This is a genomic window from Flavobacterium sp., from assembly GCF_041392005.1.
GTDB lineage: Bacteria > Bacteroidota > Bacteroidia > Flavobacteriales > Flavobacteriaceae > Flavobacterium.
On the sequence record NZ_JAWKMX010000016.1, the window covers coordinates 29,373 to 54,130 of the forward strand.

27 protein-coding genes and 1 tRNA gene are annotated in these 24,758 nt (G+C 32.4%); 13 read left to right on the plus strand and 15 right to left on the minus strand.

From position 1 onward, the window contains the following. Positions 1–2: 2 nt before the first annotated feature. The 5 genes from aqpZ (at position 3) to R2808_RS08360 (ending at position 5,261) form a co-directional block, all read left to right on the plus strand. Positions 3–731 (plus strand): aquaporin Z, encoded by a 729-nt coding sequence (gene aqpZ, locus R2808_RS08340; RefSeq protein ID WP_371270506.1) that lies wholly within the window; start codon positions 3–5, stop codon positions 729–731. 186 nt (positions 732–917) lie between these two features. After that, entirely contained in the window at positions 918–1,199 is a 282-nt protein-coding gene (locus R2808_RS08345) for a TIGR03643 family protein (protein WP_371270508.1), read from the plus strand. A 76-nt stretch (positions 1,200–1,275) separates the two neighbouring features. Next, positions 1,276–3,141, plus strand: coding sequence for a peptidase M61 (locus tag R2808_RS08350; protein WP_371270509.1), 1,866 nt, complete (start codon positions 1,276–1,278; stop codon positions 3,139–3,141). 82 nt (positions 3,142–3,223) lie between these two features. Beyond that, positions 3,224–4,528 carry a DUF819 domain-containing protein gene (locus R2808_RS08355; protein ID WP_371270510.1) on the plus strand — a complete coding sequence of 435 codons (1,305 nt, stop codon included), beginning with the start codon at positions 3,224–3,226 and terminating at the stop codon, positions 4,526–4,528. A 19-nt stretch (positions 4,529–4,547) separates the two neighbouring features. Continuing rightward, the gene (locus R2808_RS08360) at positions 4,548–5,261 is read left to right on the plus strand and encodes a DUF4369 domain-containing protein (protein ID WP_371270511.1); all 714 of its coding nucleotides are present in this window, start codon (positions 4,548–4,550) and stop codon (positions 5,259–5,261) included. 124 nt (positions 5,262–5,385) lie between these two features. On the opposite strand, the gene R2808_RS08365 is transcribed toward R2808_RS08360, so the two are convergent. Then, positions 5,386–5,459: transfer RNA gene (locus R2808_RS08365), tRNA-Thr, on the minus strand. 75 nt (positions 5,460–5,534) lie between these two features. Next, entirely contained in the window at positions 5,535–5,804 is a 270-nt protein-coding gene (locus R2808_RS08370) for a hypothetical protein (RefSeq protein WP_371270512.1), read from the minus strand. Between the two features lie 84 nt (positions 5,805–5,888). On the opposite strand from R2808_RS08370, the gene R2808_RS08375 reads away from it, so the two are divergent. Then, the gene (locus R2808_RS08375) at positions 5,889–6,242 is read left to right on the plus strand and encodes a DUF2200 domain-containing protein (protein ID WP_371270513.1); all 354 of its coding nucleotides are present in this window, start codon (positions 5,889–5,891) and stop codon (positions 6,240–6,242) included. Between the two features lie 6 nt (positions 6,243–6,248). On the opposite strand, the gene R2808_RS08380 is transcribed toward R2808_RS08375, so the two are convergent. The 4 genes from R2808_RS08380 to R2808_RS08395 are packed head-to-tail and all read right to left on the minus strand — an operon-like array spanning position 6,249 to position 9,817. After that, positions 6,249–7,208, minus strand: coding sequence for a type I phosphomannose isomerase catalytic subunit (locus R2808_RS08380; RefSeq protein ID WP_371270514.1), 960 nt, complete (start codon positions 7,206–7,208; stop codon positions 6,249–6,251). 50 nt (positions 7,209–7,258) lie between these two features. Next, positions 7,259–7,669, minus strand: coding sequence for a 6-pyruvoyl tetrahydropterin synthase family protein (locus tag R2808_RS08385; protein ID WP_371270515.1), 411 nt, complete (start codon positions 7,667–7,669; stop codon positions 7,259–7,261). 1 nt (position 7,670) lies between these two features. Continuing rightward, on the minus strand, positions 7,671–8,198 hold the full coding sequence (gene idi, locus R2808_RS08390) for an isopentenyl-diphosphate Delta-isomerase (RefSeq protein ID WP_371270517.1): 528 nt from the start codon (positions 8,196–8,198) through the stop codon (positions 7,671–7,673). A 50-nt stretch (positions 8,199–8,248) separates the two neighbouring features. Then, positions 8,249–9,817: an NAD(P)/FAD-dependent oxidoreductase gene (locus R2808_RS08395; RefSeq protein WP_371270518.1), complete on the minus strand. Its 1,569-nt coding sequence runs from the start codon at positions 9,815–9,817 to the stop codon at positions 8,249–8,251. Positions 9,818–9,952: 135 nt separating this feature from the next. Between R2808_RS08395 and R2808_RS08400 the strand changes: the two genes are divergently transcribed. Beyond that, positions 9,953–10,186 carry a hypothetical protein gene (locus R2808_RS08400; RefSeq protein WP_371270519.1) on the plus strand — a complete coding sequence of 78 codons (234 nt, stop codon included), beginning with the start codon at positions 9,953–9,955 and terminating at the stop codon, positions 10,184–10,186. A 55-nt stretch (positions 10,187–10,241) separates the two neighbouring features. Here the strand turns inward: R2808_RS08400 and R2808_RS08405 are convergent, their stop codons facing one another. Continuing rightward, the gene (locus tag R2808_RS08405) at positions 10,242–11,039 is read right to left on the minus strand and encodes a hypothetical protein (RefSeq protein WP_371270520.1); all 798 of its coding nucleotides are present in this window, start codon (positions 11,037–11,039) and stop codon (positions 10,242–10,244) included. A 165-nt stretch (positions 11,040–11,204) separates the two neighbouring features. After that, positions 11,205–13,403 (minus strand): DNA helicase RecQ, encoded by a 2,199-nt coding sequence (recQ, locus tag R2808_RS08410; protein ID WP_371270521.1) that lies wholly within the window; start codon positions 13,401–13,403, stop codon positions 11,205–11,207. A gap of 85 nt (positions 13,404–13,488) precedes the next feature. Between recQ and R2808_RS08415 the strand changes: the two genes are divergently transcribed. The 4 genes from R2808_RS08415 to lptB all read left to right on the plus strand — a co-directional run bounded on the left by R2808_RS08415 (position 13,489) and on the right by lptB (position 16,578). Beyond that, a complete protein-coding gene (locus R2808_RS08415; protein ID WP_371270522.1) occupies positions 13,489–14,454 on the plus strand; it encodes an SIS domain-containing protein in 966 nt (321 codons plus the stop codon). Beyond that, positions 14,454–15,284 (plus strand): twin-arginine translocase subunit TatC, encoded by an 831-nt coding sequence (tatC, locus tag R2808_RS08420; protein ID WP_371270523.1) that lies wholly within the window; start codon positions 14,454–14,456, stop codon positions 15,282–15,284. Before R2808_RS08415 ends, tatC begins: the two co-directional genes overlap by 1 nt. Further along, on the plus strand, positions 15,277–15,621 hold the full coding sequence (locus R2808_RS08425; RefSeq protein WP_371270524.1) for a carboxymuconolactone decarboxylase family protein: 345 nt from the start codon (positions 15,277–15,279) through the stop codon (positions 15,619–15,621). The genes tatC and R2808_RS08425 overlap by 8 nt, the downstream gene beginning before the upstream one ends. A gap of 153 nt (positions 15,622–15,774) precedes the next feature. Next, on the plus strand, positions 15,775–16,578 hold the full coding sequence (lptB, locus tag R2808_RS08430; protein ID WP_371270525.1) for an LPS export ABC transporter ATP-binding protein: 804 nt from the start codon (positions 15,775–15,777) through the stop codon (positions 16,576–16,578). Positions 16,579–16,762: 184 nt separating this feature from the next. On the opposite strand, the gene R2808_RS08435 is transcribed toward lptB, so the two are convergent. From R2808_RS08435 to R2808_RS08465, 7 genes are read right to left on the minus strand one after another with little or no spacing between them, the layout of a single operon-like run. Further along, a complete protein-coding gene (locus R2808_RS08435) occupies positions 16,763–17,443 on the minus strand; it encodes a lycopene cyclase domain-containing protein (RefSeq protein WP_371270526.1) in 681 nt (226 codons plus the stop codon). Continuing rightward, entirely contained in the window at positions 17,444–17,893 is a 450-nt protein-coding gene (locus tag R2808_RS08440) for a carotene hydroxylase (protein ID WP_371270527.1), read from the minus strand. It abuts the gene before it with no gap. Further along, complete coding sequence (locus R2808_RS08445) at positions 17,893–18,735, minus strand: phytoene/squalene synthase family protein (RefSeq protein ID WP_371270528.1); 843 nt, start codon at positions 18,733–18,735, stop codon at positions 17,893–17,895. Before R2808_RS08445 ends, R2808_RS08440 begins: the two co-directional genes overlap by 1 nt. Next, positions 18,732–20,198, minus strand: a complete 1,467-nt coding sequence (locus R2808_RS08450; protein WP_371270529.1) for a phytoene desaturase family protein — start codon at positions 20,196–20,198, stop codon at positions 18,732–18,734. The genes R2808_RS08445 and R2808_RS08450 overlap by 4 nt, the downstream gene beginning before the upstream one ends. A gap of 60 nt (positions 20,199–20,258) precedes the next feature. Then, complete coding sequence (locus tag R2808_RS08455; protein ID WP_371270531.1) at positions 20,259–21,152, minus strand: MerR family transcriptional regulator; 894 nt, start codon at positions 21,150–21,152, stop codon at positions 20,259–20,261. A 34-nt stretch (positions 21,153–21,186) separates the two neighbouring features. Continuing rightward, on the minus strand, positions 21,187–22,044 hold the full coding sequence (locus R2808_RS08460; RefSeq protein WP_371270532.1) for a GH25 family lysozyme: 858 nt from the start codon (positions 22,042–22,044) through the stop codon (positions 21,187–21,189). Continuing rightward, a complete protein-coding gene (locus tag R2808_RS08465; protein WP_371270534.1) occupies positions 22,031–22,777 on the minus strand; it encodes a phosphatidylcholine/phosphatidylserine synthase in 747 nt (248 codons plus the stop codon). The genes R2808_RS08460 and R2808_RS08465 overlap by 14 nt, the downstream gene beginning before the upstream one ends. A gap of 184 nt (positions 22,778–22,961) precedes the next feature. Here R2808_RS08465 and R2808_RS08470 point away from each other — a divergent pair, with 184 nt between their 5' ends. Then, positions 22,962–23,951: a PorV/PorQ family protein gene (locus tag R2808_RS08470; protein ID WP_371270536.1), complete on the plus strand. Its 990-nt coding sequence runs from the start codon at positions 22,962–22,964 to the stop codon at positions 23,949–23,951. 21 nt (positions 23,952–23,972) lie between these two features. Next, a partial coding sequence (locus R2808_RS08475) for a DUF4105 domain-containing protein (protein WP_371270535.1) occupies positions 23,973–24,758 on the plus strand: 786 nt, incomplete at its 3' end.

Here is a 24,758-nt window from a genome sequence, read left to right on the forward strand (position 1 = left end):
TTATGAAAAAATTATTTGCCGAATTTTTCGGAACATTTTGGCTTGTATTTGGCGGTTGTGGTAGCGCTATTTTTGCTTCGCAAATTGCACCCGCTGCCGATAGTGGTCAAGTGGGCATACTATTAGTAGGAGTAGCGCTTGCTTTTGGTTTAACAGTTTTAACAATGGCGTATGCTGTTGGTCATATTTCTGGCGGACACTTTAACCCTGCTGTAACTTTAGGCTTACTATCTGGCGGGCGACATACTGCTAAAGATACTGTTCCTTATATTGCAGCACAATGTATTGGTGCAATTGCCGCAGCAGCAGCCTTGTTTTATATTAATGGTGGTACAGGTGGCGATGGTGCAGGTGCTTTTGCTACCAATTTTTATGACCACGCCGTTTATTTTGGAAAAAGTTATAATTTAGGTCAAGCTTTCTTAACCGAGTTTTTATTAACAATGTTTTTCCTAATTATAATTATGGGAGCAACAGACAAATGGGCAAACGGAAAATTTGCTGGAATAGCTATAGGTTTAGGCTTAACGTTAATTCATTTAATTTCAATTCCTATTACTAATACATCTGTAAATCCTGCTCGTTCATTATCGCAAGCTGTTTTTGTTGGTGGCGATGCGCTATCGCAACTTTGGTTATTTTGGGTAGCACCAATTTTAGGTGCAATTGTAGGTGGTTTAATCTATAAAAACTTATTACAAACCAATAACAAACAAGAACTAGATAGCTAAAATAGTATAGCTTTATTTTAAAATTCCTACTTTAATAAGTAGGAATTTTTTTATTTTTATAACAATCTAAAACATTATTAACACAAATACTATAAAAAAACCAAACAACTTATTTTCGTTTTCTATTTTTTTTGTAATATTGAACTCTTAATCCTTTAAAAAATAAGTTTAATTTTTTCATGAATTATGAAAAAGAAAAAAATTTCAGAATTAGACAACGAAACAATTGAAAGAATTGTCAGTATGGCGCAAGAGGAAAAGAAACCTTTTGCTGTAATTAAAGAAGAATTTGGTATTTCTGAAAATGAAGTTACCGAATTAATGCGAAAAAAACTTCCTAAAGACACCTTTGAAGTGTGGAAAAAGAAAGTTTCTGCAAGCAAACCAAAACCAAAACCACAACGATTTAACGACATTGAAGACGATGATTTAGACACAAAATACTATTTCAAAAATAAATTCGATTAATATTAATCCCGATTTTTTCGGGATTTTTTTGTAACAAAAATCAAATAGTATATACCTATAACAAAAAGTAATTAAAATGAAAAAAATAATTTTATCGCTTGCTTTTGCTAGTTTTATATGGAGTTGTAAAACCACAAATACAGCAAGCTCTACATCTCAAAACGAAGTTGATGTAGTTATTGATTTAGTAAATGTAAAAGACGACAAAGTTCAGGTTACTATTGTACCACCTAAATTTAATTCGGAAACCGCTACATTTATGATTCCAAAAACAGTTCCTGGCACTTATTCGGAAGACGATTATGGTAGATACATAGAAAATGTAATTGCTTATGATGCTAAAGGAAATAAATTAGCAGTAGCAAAGCTAGATGTAAACAGCTACAAAATTAACGATGCAAAAAAATTAAGCAAAATTACCTACTGGGTAAACGACACCTTCGACACCGAAAAAGGTGGTGCTTTTACTGGAAATAGCGATGATATTTTTTCTCCTGCAGGAACCAATATTAAAGCTGGCGAAAATTTTTATGTAAACACGCACGCTTTTGTAGGCTATTTTAGCGACAAAACCGAAACGCCTTACAAATTAACCATAAAACACCCTAACACAATTGAAGGTGTTTCTGCTATGATTGATAAAGATAATAGCGATACTGTTGATGTATTTTATAGCTCAAAATATGCTACTTTAGTTGAAAATCCTTTAATGTATTCTAAACCAAATTCTGAAAGTTTTATGGTGGACGATATGGAAATTATTTTAGGTGTGTATTCGCCAAGTGGTAATTTTTCTGCTAAAGATTTAGCGCCTAAGTTAGAAACCATGATGAAAGCCCAAAAAGCTTTTTTAGGCAAAATGAATACCACAAAAAAATATGCTATATTATTGTATTTATCAGATATAAAAGCCAACGATGCTAAAGGTTTTGGAGCATTAGAACACCCTACTTCAACAACTGTTGTTTTTCCTGAAATGATGGGATTAGAAATGTTAAACGAGCAAATGAAAGATGTAGTTTCACACGAATTTTTTCATATTGTAACACCTTTAACAGTACATTCAAACGAAATTCAATATTTCGATTTTAACAATCCGCAAATGTCGGAACACTTATGGATGTACGAAGGCGTAACCGAATATTTTGCTAACTTGTTTCAGGTAAACCAAGGCTTAATAGATGAAGATGGCTTTTTTAAAAGAATGGTTGATAAAATTAACCAAGCTAAAGCAATGGACGACAATATGAGTTTTACCAAAATGAGTAAAAATGTATTTGAACAACCTTATAAAGATCAATATATTAATGTGTATCAAAAAGGCGCTTTAATTGCTATGTGTATCGATATTATTATTCGCGAAGAAAGTAATGGCGAAAGAGGAATACTAGACTTAATGAGCAAACTTTCTAAAGAATACGGAGCAACCAAAGCTTTTAAAGACAACGAATTATTTGGAAAAATTACTGAATTAACGTATCCAGAAGTTGGAGCATTTTTACAAACATATGTTGCAGGAGAAACACCTATTAATTACGACGAGTATTTTGCAAAAATGGGAGTAACTAAAGCAACTATAGAAGTTAGCGGAAACCCATTTTTAAAAGGACAAATGCCTTATATAACTGTTGATCCTACAACAAAAGAAATTAAATATTTACCTACTGTAGAACCAAATGCGTTTATGACAGCTCTTGGTATTAAGGCTAATGATAAATTACTAGAAGTAAATGGAACAAAATATAACATGGATAACATTTACGATTTAGTAATGGGAAGTATGAGCTGGAAAGACGGCGATGCTATTACTGTTACAATTAATAGAGATGGTAAAAACCAAGAACTTAAAGGAACTGTGGTATTACCAAAAGAAACTAAAGAAGGTTATAAAGCAACCGACGATAGTAAAAAAGCACTTCGCGAAGCTTGGTTAAAAGGTTAATACCAAATTATAGCAATTTAAAAATCCTCAAAGTAATTTATTATTTTGAGGATTTTTTCTTTTATTTGCTAAAAATAAAAATATGCACAAACCACCTTTTTTTACCGATGACACTATTGTTTTTGGTCTATTAATGCTTTTAATAGGCTTTGTTTTCTATACCTCATCAAAAGAAGAAGGTTTCTGGAAAAAGTTTTATGGCGTAGTTCCTGCTTTGTTAATGTGTTATTTATTGCCTTCTATTTTAAGCTCATTACATATAATTTCACCAGAGTGGGAAGAGCTAAATCAATCAAAAGAAGTTGTAAAAAAATCGTCTTCTATATATTACGTAGCGAGTCGTTATTTATTACCAGCTGCATTAGTGTTGATGACATTAAGCATCGATTTAAAAGCTTTACTAAACTTAGGCCCTAAAGCACTTATTGTATTCTTTGCAGGAACAATTGGCATTATTTTAGGCGGTCCATTAGCTGTTTTAATTGTTTCTATTTTCTCACCAGAAACTGTTGGCGGACAAGGTTTCGACGCTGTTTGGCGCGGACTTTCAACACTTGCCGGAAGTTGGATTGGCGGTGGCGCAAACCAAGCTGCTATGCTCGAAATTTTTAAGTACAATCCGCACAAATATGGTGCTATGGTACTGGTTGATATTGTAGTGGCAAATATTGGAATGGCAGCTTTATTATATGGAATTGGCAAGAGAGAAACCATAAACAAATGGTTAAAAGCAGACAATTCTTCGGTACAAGAACTTCAAGATAAAGTAAGCGATTACCAAGAAAGTGTAAAACGAATTCCATCGTTAACCGATTATATGATTATTGCCGCAATTGCATTTGGTTCAGTTGGATTAGCACATTGGGGTTCTCAAATACTATCCGAATTTTTTAACTCTAATTTTGAAGCTGTACGCGATCCAAAAAGTTTTGCTTCAACCTTTGGCGGAACGTTTTTTTGGATGATTACTTTAGCTACATTTATTGGCATAGGTTTATCGTTTACGAAACTAAAAACTTACGAGGGTGCAGGTGCAAGTAAAATAGGTAGTGTTTTTATTTATATTTTAGTGGCTTCTATTGGTATGAAAATGGATTTATCATCGGTTACCGAAAATCCCGGATTAATTTTAGTTGGTATTATCTGGATGGCAGTTCATTTTATCATCATATTCAGTGTAGCAAAACTTATTCGTGCTCCGTATTTCTTTATAGCAGTAGGAAGCCAAGCAAATGTAGGTGGTGCTGCTTCGGCTCCTGTTGTAGCGTCGGCATTTCATCCTTCATTAGCCAGTGTGGGCGTTTTGCTTGCTATTTTTGGTTATATAGCTGGAACATACGGTGCTATTTTATGCGCATTTTTAATGGAAACCATTGCTCCAAAATAAATTTTAGACAATTAATTATATGAGAAAAATAGTACTCTTTAGTATTTTAACATTAAGCTTTTTTGCTTGCCAAAACAAAGAAACCAAAACTGGAAATGTACATCTTAGGGGTAACATAGCTGGTTTAAGTCAAGGAAAATTATACCTTCAAAAACTACAAGACACTGCATTTGTAACTATTGATAGTGTTTTATTTAAAGGAAATTCTAATTTTGATTGTTATTTTAATATAGAAAGTCCAGAAGTTATTTACCTATCGCTAGATAGAGGACAAACCCAATCTATAGACAACAATTTGCCCATTTTTGTAGAACCTGGCGAAATTACCTTAAATACAAAACTAAAAGAATTTTTTAGCGCTGCAGAAATTAAAGGCTCTAAAAATCAGGATTTATGGGAAGCGTTTAAAAAAAGTAATTCAAATTTTACAAATGCAAATTTAGATATTATTCAAAAACGTTTAGAAAATGAACTAAACTACAATGCCGCAAAACAAGATAGTATTGATAATGCGTACAAAAAATTACTCCGAAAAAAATACCTATTTGTAACCAATTTTGCTATTACTAACGCCAATTACGAAATTGCGCCTTATTTAGCATTAACAGAAATTCCAGATATTAATGTTGCTTTTTTAGATTCTATAGCAAACAAAATGCCGCCTAAAGTAGCAAGCTCTAAATATGGCAAAATGCTTAATGAACACATTAAAGACATAAAAAAGAATCAATAAAAAAGAAAGAGGCATTAGCCTCTTTTTTATTTAGAAAAATTACAATTCAATAATTATTTGATACGAAATACTACAGAAGTATTCTTAAACAAAAAAACGTCTTACTTTCGTAAGACGCTTTTTGAGCCGATGGAGGGACTCGAACCCACGACCTGCTGATTACAAATCAGCTGCTCTAGCCAGCTGAGCTACATCGGCAACTCAAATGCGGTGCAAATATAATTCGGAAAATGACATTTGCAAAAAAAAATCGCATTTTTTTGCTACAATTTTTTAATTTAATTGGTTTATTTTTTCAACTGTCTGATTTACAAAACCTTCAAAATCGTTACGAATTTGCTTAAAATGTGTTTTCTTATTTTCAACCGATTTGTCATTAATACGTGTCATAAAACCATCGAAGTTTTCGTAAATTCCGTCAATAATTTCATCGGTAGTTTCTGTTGGTTTGCCGCCATTTCCTATTTCCCACACATATACAATATCAACTAAATCGCCTAAAACGTAATTGATTTCTTTTTTCAAGTTTTTAACGCTTGCCATTTTTTTATATTTAAAATTTACTGCAAAGATAATTATTTAATTGATTGTTTATTGTTAAGTGTTTGTTGTTTTTTATATTTGGATATGAAAAACGCTGAACGTATGTATAAAATGGCTTTTGCTAGTGTGTATCCGCACTACATTGCAAAAGTGGAAAAAAAAGGCAGAACTATTGACGAATTGCATACTGTAATGTTTTGGTTAACAGGATATAACGAGAATGATTTACAACATATAATTGCGAATAAAACAACTTTTGAAGCCTTTTTTAACAACGCCCCGCAAATAAATGAAAATGCGTCGAAAATAACGGGTGTAATTTGTGGTTATCGAGTGGAAGAAATTGAAGACAAAATTATACAGCAAATTCGCTATCTCGATAAATTAGTAGATGAATTAGCAAAAGGCAAAAAAATGGAAAAAATTTTACGCAAATAACTAAACTTAAACCCAAACTTCTAATATAGTTGCCTTTCCTAAAATAGTAGCATTTTGAATAATTGCTGGTAATAAAACCGTATCGCCCATTTTGTATTGATACAAAATAGTATCTATTTCAATTGAAAAACTACCTTCGGTACACATAAAAACAGTAAATGAGTTGTTATGTGCAATCCAATTCATTTTACCATTTAATGGAATAACATTAGTTTTAAAATAGTTGCAATGCACCGCAATGTTACTTTTATTTTCCTGTTTATTATAAGCAATTTTGGTTTCAGTAGTGTTGTAGTTAATGGCGTCTAAAGCCAATTCGGTATGCAATTCACGACCAATTCCATTAGCATCTACTCTATCCCAATCGTACAAACGATACGTTATATCGCTGGTTTGCTGAATTTCGGCAACTACTACTCCACCACCAATGGCATGTACTGTTCCTGTTTCTAGGAAAAAAATATCGCCTTGCGCAACAGGAATTTCGTTTAACAACTCGGCTAATTGTTTGCTGTTTAGCTTTTCCACATATTCATTTTTGGTAGCGTTTTGTTTAAAACCCACCACTAATCGTGCATTTTCATCGGCTTGCATTACATACCACATTTCGGTTTTACCAAACGAATTATGACGCTTTTTGGCTAATTCATCGTTAGGATGAACTTGAATCGACAAATCAGTTTTAGCATCAATAAATTTGAACAACAGCGGAAATTCTTTTCCAAAACGAGAAATTACACTCTCACCTAAAATTTCAATTGGATATAAATTGATAATTTCGTTTAGGTTTTTCCCTTTAAATTCGCCATTATTAATTACACTAACTTCGTTTGGAACTGTAGATAATTCCCAACTTTCGCCTGTTGTTTCCGAAGGAATTTCTTTATTAAGAAGCGATTTTAGTTTTGTTCCACCCCAAATTCTATCTTTTAAAATGGGTGTAAATTGCAATGGGTAAAATTCCATGTTTTATTTTATTATAAGTATTCTGAAATTTGCTTGACTTAATGCTATGATTAATTTCCTTTATAACTTACAAAATTCCTAGGAGTTTCATACAAGGTAACTTCCAAGTCGTTTTCTGTAGAAATAAAAGGTCTGAGTTTTTGCCAAATTACAACACAAATATTTTCGGCAGTAGGGTTTACATCTTGAAAATCTGGAACATCAAGGTTTAAATTTTTATGATCAAAAGCTTCTTCAATATGTTCTTTAATTAAATCGGATAATATTTTTAAATCTATTACAAACCCTGTCTCTGGGTCGATTTCTCCAGTAACACTTACAATTAATTCATAATTGTGTCCGTGAAAATTTGGATTGTTACACTTACCAAAAACCTTATCATTTTGCTCCATAGACCAATCTTTACGATACAAACGATGTGCCGCATTAAAATGTGCTTTTCGAGAAACGGTAACTTGCATATTAAAATTTGTGTTTTTCGATATAATGATTGAATTCTTCAAAAATAATTTTAAACCAAACCGTATATTGCTCTGGATTGGCAGTCATATCTTCCTTTAAAGCATCAATTGATATCCATTTCCAATTTTCAACTTCATCTGTATTAATTTTAGGGCTACTATTGTATTTTCCTATCATTACGTGGTCAAGCTCATGTTCGGTTAAACCGTTATCAAAAGGAGCTTTATAAATAAAATGAAATAATTCTGTTAAATCGGTTTCAAAGCCCATTTCTTCCTGTAACCTGCGTTTGCCTGCTTGAATATTGGTTTCGCCAGCACGTTGATGACTACAACACGTGTTAGTCCATAATAAAGGGGAATGGTATTTACCAGCCGCACGTTGTTGTAACATTAATTCATTAGCATCATTAAAAATAAAAACCGAAAATGCCCGATGCAACAAACCTTGTTCGTGAGCTGCTAATTTTTCCATTAAACCTAACGGTTCGTCATTAATATCGACAAGTATTACTTTTTCTTCTTTCATTATTTCTGAATTGTGTCAAAAATAATAAAATTTAATCGTTTTTAAATTGGCTATTGGTTATAATTTAGCGATTCTGCAATTTTAATGGCACATTTTTCGCCATCAATTGCAGCAGATATAATTCCACCTGCATAGCCAGCACCTTCTCCACACGGGTACAAACCTTTTATTTGAATATGTTCTAAAGTTTCAGGATTACGAGGTATGCGCACTGGCGATGATGTTCTACTTTCTGGTGCATGCAATATGGCTTCATTTGTAAAATACCCTTTCATACTTTTACCAAATTCTTGAAACCCTTGACGCATAATTTGAGTTAAAAAATCTGGGAAAACCTCTCCCAATTCAACAGAAGAAGTGCCAGGAACATACGAAGTTTTAGGAATTGAACTCGATATTTTCTTTTGCGAAAAATCAACCATACGTTGTGCAGGAACTTTTTGAGAATACCCAGCTAAATGCCATGCTCGCTGTTCAATATCTTTTTGAAAATACATTCCCGCCAATGGGCCAAATTTTGCATACGGTTTAAAATCTTCTAACTTTAACTCGACCACTATACCTGAATTAGCAGTAGCTTGATCACGTTTTGATGGCGACCAACCATTAGTTACCACTTCACCAGGTGCTGTTGCACAAGGTGCAATAACGCCACCAGGACACATACAAAACGAATACATTCCTCTACCGTTTACCTGTTTCACAATTGAATAGGGAGCTGGTGGTAAATAATCTCCTCTAAAATCGCATGAATATTGAATACTATCAATTAAACTTTGCGGATGTTCTGCACGAACACCTAAAGCAAAAGGCTTGGCTTCAATAATAATGTTTTTTTTATGTAATAATTCAAAAATATCGCGTGCAGAATGACCTGTTGCCAAAATCATTTTTTTAGCATCAATGGTTTCTCCATGTTGTGTTACAGCACCTACAATTTCATTATTTTTAATTAAAATATCGATAACTTTGGTTTCAAATAATACGTCACCTCCACAAGCAATTATCATTTCACGAATATCTTGAATAATTTGCGGCAGTTTATTTGTTCCAATATGCGGATGCGCATCAACCATAATTTCAGGCGTAGCTCCAAAACCAACCAATAACTCAAGAATTCTATTTACATCGCCACGTTTTTTAGATCGGGTATATAACTTCCCATCGGAATAGGTACCTGCACCACCTTCGCCAAAACAATAATTGGAATCGGGATGAACAATACCATCTCTATTAATTGATTTTAAATCACGACGACGCCCTCTTACATCTTTACCACGTTCTAAAACAATCGGTTTTAAGCCCAGTTCAATAAGTTGCAAAGCAGCAAATAATCCCGCAGGACCAGCCCCAACAACAATAACGGGTGTTGCATTTTTAACATTTGGATAATTGGGTAAGGCTACAATTTGTGGAGTATATGCTTCGTCTTGAAAATATACTTGTACTTTTAGGTTTATTTTAATAGCACGTTGACGGGCATCGATAGATCGTTTCACAACGACTACTTTTTGAATTGAAGACGGTGCAACTTGAATTAACTTTGCAACTTGTTCTTTAAGTATGATTTCATTTGCTGCTGCATCGGGTGTAACTTGAAATTGTATTTCGCGAGGCATTTATTTTAGTTTAAAGTTTGTTTGTTTCAAGTTTCAAGTTATCAACTTTTCGTTTAAAACAGTATGCAAAAATAGTAATTTGTATAAATTTGTCTTTATGTTTTTTTTGTTATCATAAACTTGAAATTTGAATAAATGCGAAAAATTAAATTAATTTGGGATTTTAGAGGGTTAGCAGCTGCAAAAACCGCCGAGCATCATGAAATTCATCTTAAAGAATTTTTAGAAATTGAAAATTACTCGTTACAAATTACGGGATATGAACTTATATCTGAAATGCACGCAATTGCTTATTTAGTTGTTGAAGAAGCCGATATGATTCGTTTTCGCGATGCACTTAAACCACATCGAGGGGTAATTTATGAATAAAAAAGGAGCTCGAAGCTCCCTTTTTAAACTGATTTTATTTTATAAAAACGACTTATTAAGCCGCGTCTTTTTGAGTTTCTTCCGTTTCAAGAGTTTCCACTGATTCGTTAGCTGGTGCTGTAGCTTTTTCGTTCATTTGTTTAACCTTTTCATTTAAGGTTTCAGCATCAATTCCATCTTCTTTCATTTTTTTCTTTTTACAAATTTCGCACAAATCAAAATCGGAATGATTGGCAACACCTGCATGAGCTTCGGCTACCGTTCCATTTAGTCGTTCGCTATTTTTAATAGTATAACAATCTTCGTACAAATGATATTTTCCGCCACCTTTGGTATAATAAACGCTATTTGCACCTGTTAAAGCTTCTACCATATTGGTTTCTTCGGTATATTTTTCAACTGAAGCTGGATTAAAATCGGCGCCACCAATACCCGCAATAAGTAATGCCACACCAGCAATACTTCCTAAAATTGCTTTGCTTTTTCCGTCTACTTTTTTATTGGTTAAAATAAATATGATTAAAGGTAAAAAAGCAACAAAAGCTAAAACAACGCCTAATTGGCTTTGCATATAAAACAAAAATTTGTTTTGTTCTGATGGTGGATTTAATCGATTAGACTTTTTCCACAAAAAAGAGCCTGCAAAAACAAGAACTAAATCGAGAACGATTAAACCAATAACCCAAGCATTAACTGGAGATTCTCCAGAATTTACTGCTTGTAAAAAGAAACGAATAGCAAATATTTGCGCAACAATTGCTCCAAGCCATAATAAAACTGCAAATAAACGAAATTGCGTTGCTTGACTTTTAGCTTCCTCGGTGGGTTTCCAAACTTTTTGAGTTTCAGACATAGATAATAGTGATTAGTGATTAGTGATTAGTGATTAGTGATTAGTGATTAGTGATTAGTGATTAGTGATTAGTGATTAGTGATTAGTGAAATTATATAACTTAAATGTTTTAAAAAAATAATTGTAATAATTTAAGAATTGTTGACTAATTAACACATTGCCGAATTAATTTGCTACTTCGCTTATAAATTTAAGGCGCATTAATCGTAGTTCTTCGGTATCGTAGTCGCCATCGAATTCTTTTAGGGCTTCTTCAATTTTATCGGTTTCCGATTCCATAAAATAATCGAAAATTTCTTCTTGTTGGTCTTCGTCTAAAATTTCATCTATCCAGTAATTAATGTTTAATTTTGTACCCGAATATACAATTTGCTCCATCGATTTTAGCAACTCGTCCATTTCAAGACCTTTTGCACTTGCAATATCGTCTAAGCCTAATTTTTTATCGACACTTTGTATAATATACAACTTCATAGCCGAATTACTTCCTGTTGATTTTACTACCAAATCATCTGGTCGAGTAATATCGTTATCGGCTACATAGCGTTCTATTAACGCTACAAATTCTTTACCGTATTTTTTTGCTTTTCCTTCGCCAACGCCATGAATATTACTTAATTCATCAATCGTTATAGGATATTTAAGCGACATATCTTCTAAAGAAGGGTCTTGAAAAACAACAAATGGAGGAACGTCTAATTTTTTAGCTACTTTTTTACGTAATTCTTTCAACATATTCATCAAAGCCTCGTCGGTAGTTCCTGATGATTTTGAAGAAGCCACAATAGTATCATCATCTGATTCATTAAATTCATGATCTTCTGTCATCATAAATGAATGTGGTTTCTTAATAAAATCGTGTCCTTTAGTAGCGAGTTTTAAAACACCATATGTTTCAATATCTTTTTTTATTAAATTGACTACTAAAACTTGACGGATTAATGCCATCCAATACTTATCGTCGTGATGGTTTCCTTTTCCAAAAAGCGGACTAGCATCAACTTTATGCGCTTTTATTATGGCATTTACTTTTCCGGTTAAAGCAAAAATAATTTCTTTTGCTTTAAATTGTTCTTTCGTATCGCGTATCATTTGAAGTAGTAACACTACTTCGCCTTGGGCTTCTATTTTGTTTTTAGGATTTCGCGTATTATCGTCCATATCGGCGCCTTCGCCATTAACTTCGTCAAACTCTTCTCCAAAGTAATGTAATAAATATTTACGGCGCGACATTGATGTTTCAGCATAGGCAACAACTTCTTGTAATAATGCAAATCCAATTTCTTGTTCGGCAACAGGTTTTCCCGATAGAAATTTTTCTAATTTTTCTATATCTTTATACGAATAATAGGCTAAACAATGGCCTTCGCCTCCATCGCGACCTGCCCTACCCGTTTCTTGATAGTAGCTTTCGAGTGATTTTGGAATATCATGATGAATAACATAGCGAACATCGGGCTTATCGATACCCATACCAAAGGCAATAGTTGCCACAACCACATCTACATCTTCCATTAAAAACATATCTTGATGTTTGGCACGCGTTTTTGCATCTAAACCCGCATGATACGGTACAGCACTTATACCGTTAACTTGTAATAACTGTGCAATTTCTTCAACTTTTTTACGACTTAAGCAATAAATAACGCCCGATTTCCCTTTATTTTGTTTGATAAAACGTATTATATCGGCTTCCACATTTTTAGTTTTCGGACGTATTTCGTAAAATAAATTAGGACGATTAAATGATGCCTTAAATACGTTAGCATCGGGCATATCTAAGTTTTTTAAAATATCTTCTTGTACCTTAGGTGTTGCTGTTGCTGTTAAACCAATAATAGGAATTTTTTCTCCTAACTGGCGTATTATAGCTCGTAAATTACGGTATTCTGGTCTAAAATCGTGCCCCCATTCTGAAATACAGTGTGCTTCGTCTATAGCTACAAATGAAATTTTTACTTCGCGAAGAAATTGTATATATTCTTCTTTGGTTAACGATTCTGGTGCTACATATAACATTTTGGTAACACCTTCGGTTATATCTTTTTTTACTTGATTTACCTCTGTTTTGGTAAGTGATGAGTTTAAAACATGTGCTACTCCCATTTCAGATCCTAAACTTCTAATGGCATCAACTTGATTTTTCATTAACGCAATTAGGGGTGAAACAACTATTGCAGTTCCTTCTAGCACTAAAGCTGGCAATTGGTAACATAATGATTTACCACCACCAGTAGGCATAATAACAAAAGTATTGTTGCCACTTATAATACTTTTAACTACTTGTTCTTGAAGTCCTTTAAACTGACTAAACCCGAAATATTTCTTTAATTCTTTATGTAAATCAATTTCGACTGGTTTCATTCGCTATTAATATGTTTTTAACTAAATTTGCAAATATAAAGATACAATAATCTTTAATATTACAAAATAAATTTATAGCAACATTTTGGATACAACAACACAAATAATAAAACTAGCACAAGATACCATTTTAGAAGAAAGCAGAAGCATCTCAAAACTAATTGATTATTTAACTGACGAATTTGCCGAAGCTGTACTTAAAATTTTTGAAGCCAAAGGAAAATTAATTGTTACTGGAATAGGTAAAAGCGCTATTATTGCTCAAAAAATAGTGGCTACTTTAAATTCTACTGGAACTCCATCGGCTTTTTTACATGCTTCAGAAGCCGTTCATGGTGACTTAGGCATGGTACAACCTGGCGATATCATTATTTGTATATCGAAAAGTGGCAATAGCCCCGAAATAAAAGTACTCGTTCCTTTACTCAAACGATACGACAACATTTTAATTGGAATGACTTCCGATAGAAATTCGTTCTTAGGAAAAGAATCGCACTATATTATGCACGCACATGTAGATCGTGAAGCTTGCCCAAACAACCTAGCACCAACCAATAGTACTACGGCACAATTAGTACTAGGCGATGCCTTGGCGGTAGCTTTAATGCAATTGCGTAATTTTAAAAGTGAAGATTTTGCATTATATCATCCTGGTGGAGCATTAGGAAAAAAATTGTTACTTCGAGTTTCCGATATGCTTGATACTTCACATACGCCACAAGTAACTCCGGAGGCGTCTATTAAAAAGGTTATTATGGAAATTTCGGAAAAAAGATTAGGCGTAACTGCCGTAATCCAAAACAATGAGGTAATTGGTATAATAACAGATGGCGATATTCGTAGAATGTTAAACACTAACGATACCTTTACGCATTTAACCGCTAAAGATATTATGACGAAAAATCCAAAAAATATTAGTTCTGATGTTTTAGTTTCAGAGGCGCTTGCTGTTTTAGAAAACAATGCTATTACACAACTAGTTGTTATTGACAACCAGCAATATAAAGGAATTTTACACTTACACGATATTTTAAAAGAAGGAATTGTATAATGGCAAAGAATTTAGGCGAAATGTCGTTTTTAGATCACTTAGAAGAATTGCGTTGGTTACTCATTCGCAGCACAATTGCTATTTTAATTTGTGCGGCTGTTGCATTTTTCTTTAGCGATTTTATTTTCGACCAAATAATTTTTGGACCAAAAAATCCCAATTTTGTTACGTATCGCTTCTTTTGCGAACTGTCGCAAAAATTTGGAATGGATAGTTTATGTGTAACCGAAATTCCTATTCGTATTCAAAGCAGAGAAATGGGCGGACAATTTTCGGCGCATATGTGGACTTCCATTACGGCTGGTTTCATTATTGGTTTTCCTTTTATTTTATGGGAATTTTGGAAATTTATTAGTCCTGCTTTATACAGTAACGAAAAAAAATATGCCAAGTTATTTATTGTAATTGCCTCGCTTTTATTTTTTGTTGGTGTTTTATTTGGTTATTATTTAATTGCTCCACTTTCGGTTAACTTTTTGGCAAATTATCAGGTAAGTAAAGAAATTTTTAACGATATCGATTTGTCGTCGTATATAAGCTTAATGCGATCATCAACCGTAGCGAGTGGTTTATTATTCGAACTTCCTGTGCTAATTTATTTTTTAACCAAATTTGGATTAGTTACCCCACAATTTCTACGAACCTATAGAAAATATACTTTGGTTATCGTTTTAATTTTATCGGCAATTATTACGCCGCCCGATGTAATGAGTCAGGTTATTGTAGCGGTTCCTATTATGATTTTATATGAACTTAGCATTTGGATAAGTGTATTGGTTGTAAAGAGAGAACAAAACAACACTAATTTAGTTTCTAAAAGCAATGAGTAATTTAGTAGAAGAATTTAACGAGTATCGTTCTAAAATGAACGAAAAATTATTAGGCGACGATAATAAAGTTATCAAACGCATCTTTAATTTAGACACCAATGCGTATATGGAAGGTGCTTTAGATGTAAAAACGAAAGAACTTTTAGGACTGGTTGCATCGGCAGTGTTGCGCTGCGACGATTGTATAAAATACCATTTAGAAACCAGTTATAAAAATGGCATTACCAAAGCCGAAATGATGGAAGCTATGAGTATTGCAACTTTAGTGGGTGGCACCATAGTGATTCCGCATTTACGAAGAGCTTACGAATTTTGGGAAGCACTAGAGAATAATTAGTTAATTTGAAGATTAATCAATTTGAAAATGTAATTATTTGTTAACACTTCTATTTGATTAATTATTTTTAACTTTATTTGCTAAATGATTCAAGTAATGAAAATTTAGGGTAATTAAATTATTTTCAAATTTTCAAATTTTCAAATTTATATCATGAAATTAAGAGCTGATAATTTAATAAAAACCTATAAAAAAAGAACCGTTGTAAAAGGTATTTCTGTTGAAGTAAACCAAGGCGAAATCGTTGGTCTTTTAGGTCCAAATGGCGCTGGAAAAACCACTTCTTTTTATATGATTGTTGGATTAGTAAAACCCAACGGTGGTAATATCTATTTAGACAATATGGATATTACTAATTTTCCAATGTATAAACGTGCACAACACGGTATCGGCTATTTAGCTCAAGAAGCTTCGGTTTTTAGAAAATTAAGCATTGAAGATAACATTTTGAGTGTATTGCAATTAACCAATCTTTCAAAAGCCGAACAAGAAGCTAAAATGGAAGAATTAATTGATGAATTTGCTTTACAACACATTCGTACTAATCGTGGTGATTTATTATCGGGTGGTGAACGCAGAAGAACAGAAATTGCACGTGCATTAGCTACCGACCCAAAGTTTATTTTACTTGATGAACCTTTTGCAGGTGTTGACCCTGTTGCCGTGGAAGACATTCAGCGTATTGTAGCGCAATTAAAGAATAAAAACATCGGAATTTTAATTACCGACCATAACGTTCAAGAAACTTTAGCCATTACCGATAAAACCTACTTAATGTTTGAAGGCGGCATTTTAAAGGCTGGAAAACCCGAAGAATTAGCGGCAGATGAAGTGGTTCGACGTGTGTATTTAGGTCAAAACTTTGAATTGCGTAAAAAGAAAATCGATTTTGATGCGCCTAAAACCACAATAATTCACGGCAAAGGCGAATTAAATTTGAATAAGGATACTGAGTAGTTTTTCATTCCGAACTTGTTTCGGAATCGCATCATTTTAAATTATAAAACTGAAACTGTCCAAAAAGTACAATTTTGTCAAGCTGAACTTGTTTCAGCTTCTATATATATTTGATTATCATTTATTATTAGATTACAAAATAAATTCGGATTGACAAAAAAATAACTTTTTAGATAGTCTTTTTTTATTTCTTACTTCTAAAATAATCAAACCAATCAATTATCGCTGCTATAAGTAAAAAACCATAAAAAGCATCTTCAAAAGGAATGGTTCCTATGCGAATGCCTAAATTTTCGGCATCGTTATACCAAACTACAGGTTCGTCTATAAAACTACCTGTTAAAATTCCGTTTACGATAAAAAAGAAAACTAAAGTAATGGCATACGAAAAATAATGTCTTCCTAAATACGTTTTTTTGTACAAATGATAAAGCAAGTATAAAGCTAGCAAACTAAAGGTTGATGCCGTGTACCATTTGTTGTAATTCATTACAAAAAGTACAATGGAAAACATTAATAGAAAATTAGTAATTAATCTGTGTGATTTTTCTAGCGGATTTTTCTTGAGTAAATATTCCAAAGAAAAATAAACAAAAACACTCGAATACGGAATACAAATAAAGAATAACACTTCTTCTAAAGGTAAGTTAAAAACTTTTATTCCCGTTAAATACCGTTCGTTAAAGCCCCAAACGCCAATTTTAGTAAAATACGCATCCCAAACTAAAAAGAAAAGTCCAACAATGGCAATGCCTTTAAACAAAGCCAACCAGTTTTTATAATACGAATGTTTCGGATAAAAACTCGCAATAAAAGGCACCAAAAGTGTGAGTAAATCTATTGTTAAGTAGAGATACTTTTCCATTTACATTGAAAAATATTTTTTTGGAACAAACAGCATTCCAAAGCATTCGCCGTGGGCTTTTCCTAAATGTTTATGATGAATTTTATGCGCTTTTCGCAATCCAACTAAATATTTGTTTTTGGTGTGTTTAAACCATTTAAAACGTTGATGAATTAAAACATCGTGCACCAAAAAATAAGCTATTCCGTAAAGTAAAATTCCTAAACCAATAAAGAATCTAAAATTCAATTCTGGTTCTACTCCAAAATAAAACAAGGCAATACTGGGAATAGCGAATATAACAAAGAAGGCATCGTTTTTTTCGAAAATTCCTTGGTATTTTGGCTGATGATGATCTTCGTGCAAATACCATAAAAATCCGTGCATTACAAATTTATGCGTACACCAAGTAACGCCTTCCATTACTACAAAAGTAATTATTGTAATGGCTATATAAGTTACAATTTCCATTAGGCTTGAATAATATTAAGTTGATAACGTAAATACGATTTTCCCAAAATTACTAATTTTAACGGATTTGACACACGAATTCGCTTACTTAAAAATTCATTGGGTTGTGTATTACTTATTTTTTTTATTAAGCTTTTATAATATCTATATGCCGTGTAAACGCCAAATTTTGCTTCTATTGGTAATTTTAAAATTCCTTTAAATGCCTCGTTAAAATCGGCATTTATTTCGGTAATTATTTTTGCTTTATCATCATTATTTAACGATTTAAAATCGATTCCTGGAAAATATACTCTACCCAAACTTTCATAATCGTGTTTTAAATCGCGTAAAAAATTTACTTTTTGAAAAGCCGAACCTAAGCGCATAGCGCTTTCCTTTAACTCTTCATATTGCTTTTCATCGCCTTTTACAAAAACTTTTAAACACATTAAACCCACTACATCGGCAGAGCCAAAAATATACGCTTCGTATTCGGCTTGCGAATTGTACGCTTTCTTGGTTAAATCCATTCGCATACTGTTCATAAAAGGTTTAACTAATTCTTGTAATTGGTATTGATGTACTACTTTTTGAAACGCATTTAAAACAGGGTTTAAACTAATTTTGCGTTGTAAAGCTTTTTCATATTCGGCTTCAAATTCGTTTAATAATTCTTCTTGCTCAAAACCTTCAAAACTATCTACAATTTCATCGGCGCAACGAACAAAGCCATAAATGGCATAAATATCGTTTCTAATTTCGGGTGCTAACATTTTTATAGCTAGCGAAAAAGAAGTGCTATAAGTAGTGGTAATTTTTTTACTACATTCAAGCGAAGAAATATCGAATAAAGCTTTCATAGTTTCATAGTTTTTAAAATTTTTTCACTTGCAATTTTACCTGAGATAATTGATGGCGGAACGCCTGGCCCTGGCACAGTTAACTGACCCGTAAAAAACAAATTTTGAACTTTTCTACTCTTTATTTTGGGTCTTAAAAATGCGGTTTGGCTTAAAATGTTTGCTAAACCATACGCATTACCTTTGTACGAATTATAATCATTTATAAAATTTTGCACACAATAACTTTCTTTAAAAATAACAAAATCTTTTAAAGATTGACCTGTTAATTTTTCTAATCGTTCCATAATGATGTTAAAATATTCTTCTCTAATTGCCGCAGAATCGTTTAAACCTGGTGCAATTGGAATTAGAAAAGTAGCCGCCTCTTTTCCATGTGGGGCAAAAAAGGAATCGGTAATCGATGGAAAACTGGCATAGAAAAGAGGCTCTTTTGGCCACTTTTTAACATCGTAAATTTCTTTAGCATGTGCTTCAAAAGAAGTATCAAAAAAAAGTGTATGGTGTTCTACATTTGCAATTTTTTTATCAAAACCTACATAAAAAAGCAATGAAGAAGGAGCAAATGTTTTCTTTTCCCAATACTTTTCTGTGTACATTCTATATTTTTCATCCAATAAAGTTTCTGTATGGTGGTAATCGGCGCCACTTAAAATTGCGTCAAAAAAACAATTTTCATTATTCACTTTTAGTCCTTTTGCCACGCCGTTTTCAACAATAATTTTTGAAACATTTGCACTGGTTTGAAAGTTTACGCCTAAGCTTTTTGCTAACGAAACCATTGCTGCTACAACCGAATACATTCCGCTTTTAGGATGCCAAGTTCCTAAGCCAAAATCGGCATAGTTCATAAAATTGTAAAACGATGGTGTATTTGAAGGTTTAGCGCCTAAAAACAATACTGGAAATTCTAAAATTTGGCGCAAACGTTCGTCTTTAAACTGCTTTCTAACATCTTTTTTTATGGTCGAAAAAAATTGATGAACACGAAAAGCCGTTTCTACGCTAATTAATTCGAATATAGAATCGCCTGGTTTGTACACCATTTTTTCAACCGCAATGGCATAATTATCTTTGGCTTGCTGTATAAACTTTTGTAATTTTTTACCACTTCCTTTTTCAATATTTTCAAACGTTTTGGTAATTTCCTCTAAATTATCTGAAATAGTAACCTGTTCTGTTTTTGAAAAATATACTTTGTAGGCTGGCGTTAATTTATCCAACTCATAATAATCGGCAGGTTTTTTCTCAAAATCGTTAAAAAACTTTTCAAATACATCAGGCATCCAGTACCATGTTGGCCCCATATCAAAATTGAAACCCTCTTTCGAAAAGCGTCGAGCTCTACCGCCTAATGTTGCATTTTTTTCAAAAACGGTTACATTCATACCGCTTTTTGCTAAGTAGCACGCTGCCGATAACGACGAGAAACCAGAACCTATTATGGCAATTTTTTTATTCATATTTTATTTTGTTTAACAAATATAGTGATTTTATTAAACAAAATAATTATAAATACTAAATTAAATTGTATTTAACATTTGTTTAATAGATGTAAAACATTGAATACTTGGAATAAAAGAAGTGAAATTATGTACTTGTTTACCCAAAACTAGTAATTTATGAGGCGAATTTACCAATATATTTTGATGAAATGTATCTAAATAAGTGTTTAAATTTTCTTCTTCGGGTTGAACCGTAAAATAACTAACAAAGTTTACCTTGTTAAAATGATGTACAACTGTTGTTAAATTTTCCATTGGAACATTTTCGCCCAAATACACCACTTGCTTGTTTTTTTTAAGCAATAAATAATTGACCAATATAATGCCTATTTCATGTATTTCGCCCATTGGTAAAAACAATACATATACTTCATTTGAAGAAAAATTTGCGTTTTTTTGTGCTTGTTCTATTTCTGCAAAAAGTTTTTGTCGAATTAAAGAACTAATAAAATGTTCGTGTATTGGTGTAAGCGTTTCGGTTTGCCAAAGAAATCCTATTTCATCTAAAAGTGGTATAAACACTTCGTAAAAAATAATTTCAAAATCTTTTGTTTCTAATAGTTTATCGTAGGTTTCGTGAAACAGTTTAGCATCAAAATTAAACATCGATAGTTTAAACTTAGAAATGGCAAAATTACTATCGGTTTTATCGGAATAAATTTTTTGTGCCAAACTAATAATTTCTGTTTCCGAAAGCTTTGCTATTTTAGAAATTTTATAACCAAAATTATTAAGAAATGCTATGGTTAATATTTTTTTTAAATCGTTAGTTGTGTAAAATCTTACATTATTAGTATTTCTATTGGGCGAAAAAATAGTGTAGCGTTTTTCCCACATTCTAATAGTATGCGCTTTTATTCCAGAAAGATTTTCTAAATCGTTAATACTGAAAACAGACTTTATATTGTTCATCTAAAAACAGGTTTTAGTTAAACAAAAATAAACATTATTTTTTAGTTAAACTAACTAATCGTACAAAATCTCCATTTAGTAAATTAACATCAACCATTCCATCAATACCATTAATTTTAGCTTTTTCGGTAAATTGCCACAGCAACCAATTGTTTTCGGGTTCTTTTCGCCAAAAGTTATAATTAGCAATCCAAAATTGATACTCTGGAAAATCATCTTTTAGAAAATCGTTGTAATAACTTTCGCCCGAATAAATAATAGGCTTCATATTATAATGTTTTTCTACTGCCGTTAACCATCGTTTTAAGCCCACTTTTAAACTGTCTAACGATTGGGTTTTGGGAAGTTTTTCAATATCTAAAATAGGTGGCAAATCGCCTTTTTTTAAGTTTACAGTTTTAATAAACAAATTGGCTTGTGCTATAGAGTTTTCGTTAGGTCGATAATAATGATACGCGCCACGTATAATATTTTTTTTCGCTATTTGTTGCCAATTTTCGTTAAACCGATTGTCAACTTTATTTTTTCCAACAGTTGCGCGAGCAATTACAAATTTTATGTCAAAGTTATCTTCAATGGTTCCTAATTTATCCCAATGTATTTTTCCTTGATACTGCGAAACATCAATACCTGCTACATGATTTTTATGTGAGCTTAAAACTTCGTATATATGAATATCGACTAATTTACGTTCGTCCTTAGAAAGCTCTAGTTTTTTATTCGATTTAAATCCTAAATAATAAAGAAAACCATCACGATATTGATACCCTAGTACCAAAAGTATTACAAGAAAAAGAGAAAATACCGAATACAGTAAAACTTTTAGTGTCGAAAATTTTGAGGTTGCCTTTTTTCGAGACGTTTTTTGTTTTTTGCGTTTAGTTGTTGCCATTTTTTGCTGTTGTATTTACAACCATAGACACTAGAATATATGATAAAATAATTACAGGAATAGCTAACACATTTAAAAACAGCAATAAAATTAAAGCATACACTACAAAACTAAATCGCACTTTATTATTTGCCCAAGAAAAATCTTTTAGTTTAAGAGAAAACAGTTTTATTTCGGCATTTAGTAAATAAGCACTTAACAAGGTAATGGCTAACAACACATACGGATTGTCTAAAACATCGGTAAGCCACTGGTATTCATCTGCATATTGAATCATAGGAATACTCATAATTAACAACGTATTGGCAGGTGTTGGTAATCCTATAAAATTTTCGGTTTGCCTTTCATCTATATTAAATTTTGCCAATCGGTAGCAAGATGCTAGTGTAATTAAAAATCCTAAATACGGTACTATACCCATATAAAAAGTATCTTCGGTAACTTTAAATTGCGGAATATTTTCTTGTATTTGTTCAAAAAGTTTAAACATCATTAAACCTGGCACTACACCACTGGTAACCATATCGGCTAAAGAATCGAGTTGAACACCTAACTCGCTTGAAACCCCTAATTTTCGAGCTGCAAAACCGTCCCAAAAATCAAAGAATATACCCAAACATACAAAGTAAAATGCAAAATCGTAATAGCCATTAAAAATTTGAATTAATGCCAATAAACCACAAGTTAAATTTAACAAGGTAAGTGCATTAGGTATGTATTTTGAAATTGCCATAGTGTAATAGTTTTAACTTTGCGCAAAGATAACACAATAAGTTAGCACTTTTAAAGTTTACTAATTAAGAATTTTATGTGATATTTGTAAAAAAAAATTGTTTTTGAAGAAAATTGCCTTCATATTTTTATTTTGTTTTGGCGTTTGTTCTAGCCAAGCCATTCGGAAATATTCAAACGAATTTATGAATATTGGTGTAGATGCAGCTGCATTGGGCATGAGCAATACTGTTACTGCTCAAACTGCCGATGTAAACTCGGGTTATTGGAATCCGGCAGGTTTGTTAAATATGGAAGACAAACAAGTGGCGCTTATGCACGCTAATTATTTTGCCAATATTGCCAAATACGATTATGCTGGTTTTGCCATGCCTATAGACGATAGAAGTGCTGTAGGTATTTCGCTTATTCGGTTTGGTGTAGATGATATTATGGATACTACACAACTTATAGACAGCCAAGGAAATATAGATTACAACCGAATTTCACTCTTTTCAACTGCCGATTATGGACTTACCGTGTCGTATGCTCGAAGTTTACCAATTGATGGTTTAAATTATGGGGTAAATGCTAAAATTATTCATCGGGTTATTGGCGATTTTGCTAACTCTTGGGGATTCGGTTTCGACTTAGGAGTACAATATATTAGCGATGATGAAGATTGGAAATTTGGAGTAATGCTTCGCGATATTACCACTACCTATAACACTTGGGCCATAAACGAAGAAGCTTATAAAAAAATACAAGATGCTGTGCCAGGCGAAAACCAAGAATTACCCGAAACCGCTGAAATTACGCTACCAAAAGCTCAATTAGGAATTTCAAAAAAATATATAATCCGATACGATTATAGCATTACAGCAGCAGCCAATTTAAATATGCAGTTTGCACAAACCAACGATATTATTTCTACTAGTGTTGTAAGTATTGACCCAGCTGTTGGCTTTGAAGCAGGCTATATAGATTTGATATTTTTGCGTGGTGGTGTTGGCAATTTTCAACAAATTACCCAAATTGATGGAAGCGGCAAACTAAGCTTTCAGCCAAATTTTGGTGTTGGGTTTAAATACAAAGGCATTCAAGTAGATTATGCGTTAACCGATTTGGGAAACCAAAGTGCAGCGTTGTATTCTAACATATTTTCATTAAAAGTCGATTTAGGTATTTTTCGTTAGTATAAATAATTTAGTAAAATAATGATAAAAAAAATACTTTTCTTTCTACTTATACTATTCCATTTTATAAGCTTTTCGCAAACACCTCAACTATCGGAACAAGCTGAAATTAGCTTTTTAAATTGCGGAACAGGAAACCAATCGTACTCACTTTACGGTCATACTGCTATTCGCGTAAAAGATATAAACCAGAATATCGATTTGGTATTTAACTATGGAATGTTCGATTTTGAAACACCAAATTTTATGCTAAAATTCATAAAAGGCGATTTGCAATATTTTGTATCGGCATATCCGTATGCTAATTTTGAATACAGCTATCGTTATGAAAAACGAAGTATTTGGGAGCAAAAACTAAAACTAAATGCCGCACAAAAACAAGCTCTATTTACTACCATTTGGAATTCGTTGCAAACTGACGACAAATATTATACGTATAAATTTATTGATAAAAATTGTACTACAATTTCAATTGATAAAGTAAATAACGTATTGTCTTCTTCTAAAATTGAAAGCACAAAACCCATTACAAAAACCTATCGTGAGGTATTATTTACGTATCAAAAAAATCATTTTTTTTTAAATTTAGGGATTAATTTAATTTTTGGAACTAAAGTAGATGAAGCTGCCCAAACACTATTTCTTCCTTTAGATTTAATTGCTTCATTAGAAAAAAACGAAACCATTGCTGAACCAAAAATTACACTTTATAAAGCCCCAGAAAACACCTTTATACCTTCAATTTTTGATAGTATTTTTACACTTATAATTGTTTTAGGAATAATCGTTTTATCGCGAAAAAAATGG

What these genes read in the sequence shown, in the direction of transcription:
- aqpZ (WP_371270506.1), top strand. Translation starts at nt 3, where the DNA reads ATGAAAAAATTATTTGCCGAATTTTTCGGAACATTTTGGCTTGTATTT.
- R2808_RS08345 (WP_371270508.1), top strand. Translation starts at nt 918, where the DNA reads ATGAAAAAGAAAAAAATTTCAGAATTAGACAACGAAACAATTGAAAGA.
- R2808_RS08350 (WP_371270509.1), top strand. Translation starts at nt 1,276, where the DNA reads ATGAAAAAAATAATTTTATCGCTTGCTTTTGCTAGTTTTATATGGAGT.
- R2808_RS08355 (WP_371270510.1), top strand. Translation starts at nt 3,224, where the DNA reads ATGCACAAACCACCTTTTTTTACCGATGACACTATTGTTTTTGGTCTA.
- R2808_RS08360 (WP_371270511.1), top strand. Translation starts at nt 4,548, where the DNA reads ATGAGAAAAATAGTACTCTTTAGTATTTTAACATTAAGCTTTTTTGCT.
- R2808_RS08370 (WP_371270512.1), bottom strand. Translation starts at nt 5,804, where the DNA reads ATGGCAAGCGTTAAAAACTTGAAAAAAGAAATCAATTACGTTTTAGGC.
- R2808_RS08375 (WP_371270513.1), top strand. Translation starts at nt 5,889, where the DNA reads ATGAAAAACGCTGAACGTATGTATAAAATGGCTTTTGCTAGTGTGTAT.
- R2808_RS08380 (WP_371270514.1), bottom strand. Translation starts at nt 7,208, where the DNA reads ATGGAATTTTACCCATTGCAATTTACACCCATTTTAAAAGATAGAATT.
- R2808_RS08385 (WP_371270515.1), bottom strand. Translation starts at nt 7,669, where the DNA reads ATGCAAGTTACCGTTTCTCGAAAAGCACATTTTAATGCGGCACATCGT.
- idi (WP_371270517.1), bottom strand. Translation starts at nt 8,198, where the DNA reads ATGAAAGAAGAAAAAGTAATACTTGTCGATATTAATGACGAACCGTTA.
- R2808_RS08395 (WP_371270518.1), bottom strand. Translation starts at nt 9,817, where the DNA reads ATGCCTCGCGAAATACAATTTCAAGTTACACCCGATGCAGCAGCAAAT.
- R2808_RS08400 (WP_371270519.1), top strand. Translation starts at nt 9,953, where the DNA reads ATGCGAAAAATTAAATTAATTTGGGATTTTAGAGGGTTAGCAGCTGCA.
- R2808_RS08405 (WP_371270520.1), bottom strand. Translation starts at nt 11,039, where the DNA reads ATGTCTGAAACTCAAAAAGTTTGGAAACCCACCGAGGAAGCTAAAAGT.
- recQ (WP_371270521.1), bottom strand. Translation starts at nt 13,403, where the DNA reads ATGAAACCAGTCGAAATTGATTTACATAAAGAATTAAAGAAATATTTC.
- tatC (WP_371270523.1), top strand. Translation starts at nt 14,454, where the DNA reads ATGGCAAAGAATTTAGGCGAAATGTCGTTTTTAGATCACTTAGAAGAA.
- R2808_RS08425 (WP_371270524.1), top strand. Translation starts at nt 15,277, where the DNA reads ATGAGTAATTTAGTAGAAGAATTTAACGAGTATCGTTCTAAAATGAAC.
- lptB (WP_371270525.1), top strand. Translation starts at nt 15,775, where the DNA reads ATGAAATTAAGAGCTGATAATTTAATAAAAACCTATAAAAAAAGAACC.
- R2808_RS08435 (WP_371270526.1), bottom strand. Translation starts at nt 17,443, where the DNA reads ATGGAAAAGTATCTCTACTTAACAATAGATTTACTCACACTTTTGGTG.
- R2808_RS08440 (WP_371270527.1), bottom strand. Translation starts at nt 17,893, where the DNA reads ATGGAAATTGTAACTTATATAGCCATTACAATAATTACTTTTGTAGTA.
- R2808_RS08445 (WP_371270528.1), bottom strand. Translation starts at nt 18,735, where the DNA reads ATGAAAGCTTTATTCGATATTTCTTCGCTTGAATGTAGTAAAAAAATT.
- R2808_RS08450 (WP_371270529.1), bottom strand. Translation starts at nt 20,198, where the DNA reads ATGAATAAAAAAATTGCCATAATAGGTTCTGGTTTCTCGTCGTTATCG.
- R2808_RS08455 (WP_371270531.1), bottom strand. Translation starts at nt 21,152, where the DNA reads ATGAACAATATAAAGTCTGTTTTCAGTATTAACGATTTAGAAAATCTT.
- R2808_RS08460 (WP_371270532.1), bottom strand. Translation starts at nt 22,044, where the DNA reads ATGGCAACAACTAAACGCAAAAAACAAAAAACGTCTCGAAAAAAGGCA.
- R2808_RS08465 (WP_371270534.1), bottom strand. Translation starts at nt 22,777, where the DNA reads ATGGCAATTTCAAAATACATACCTAATGCACTTACCTTGTTAAATTTA.
- R2808_RS08470 (WP_371270536.1), top strand. Translation starts at nt 22,962, where the DNA reads ATGAATATTGGTGTAGATGCAGCTGCATTGGGCATGAGCAATACTGTT.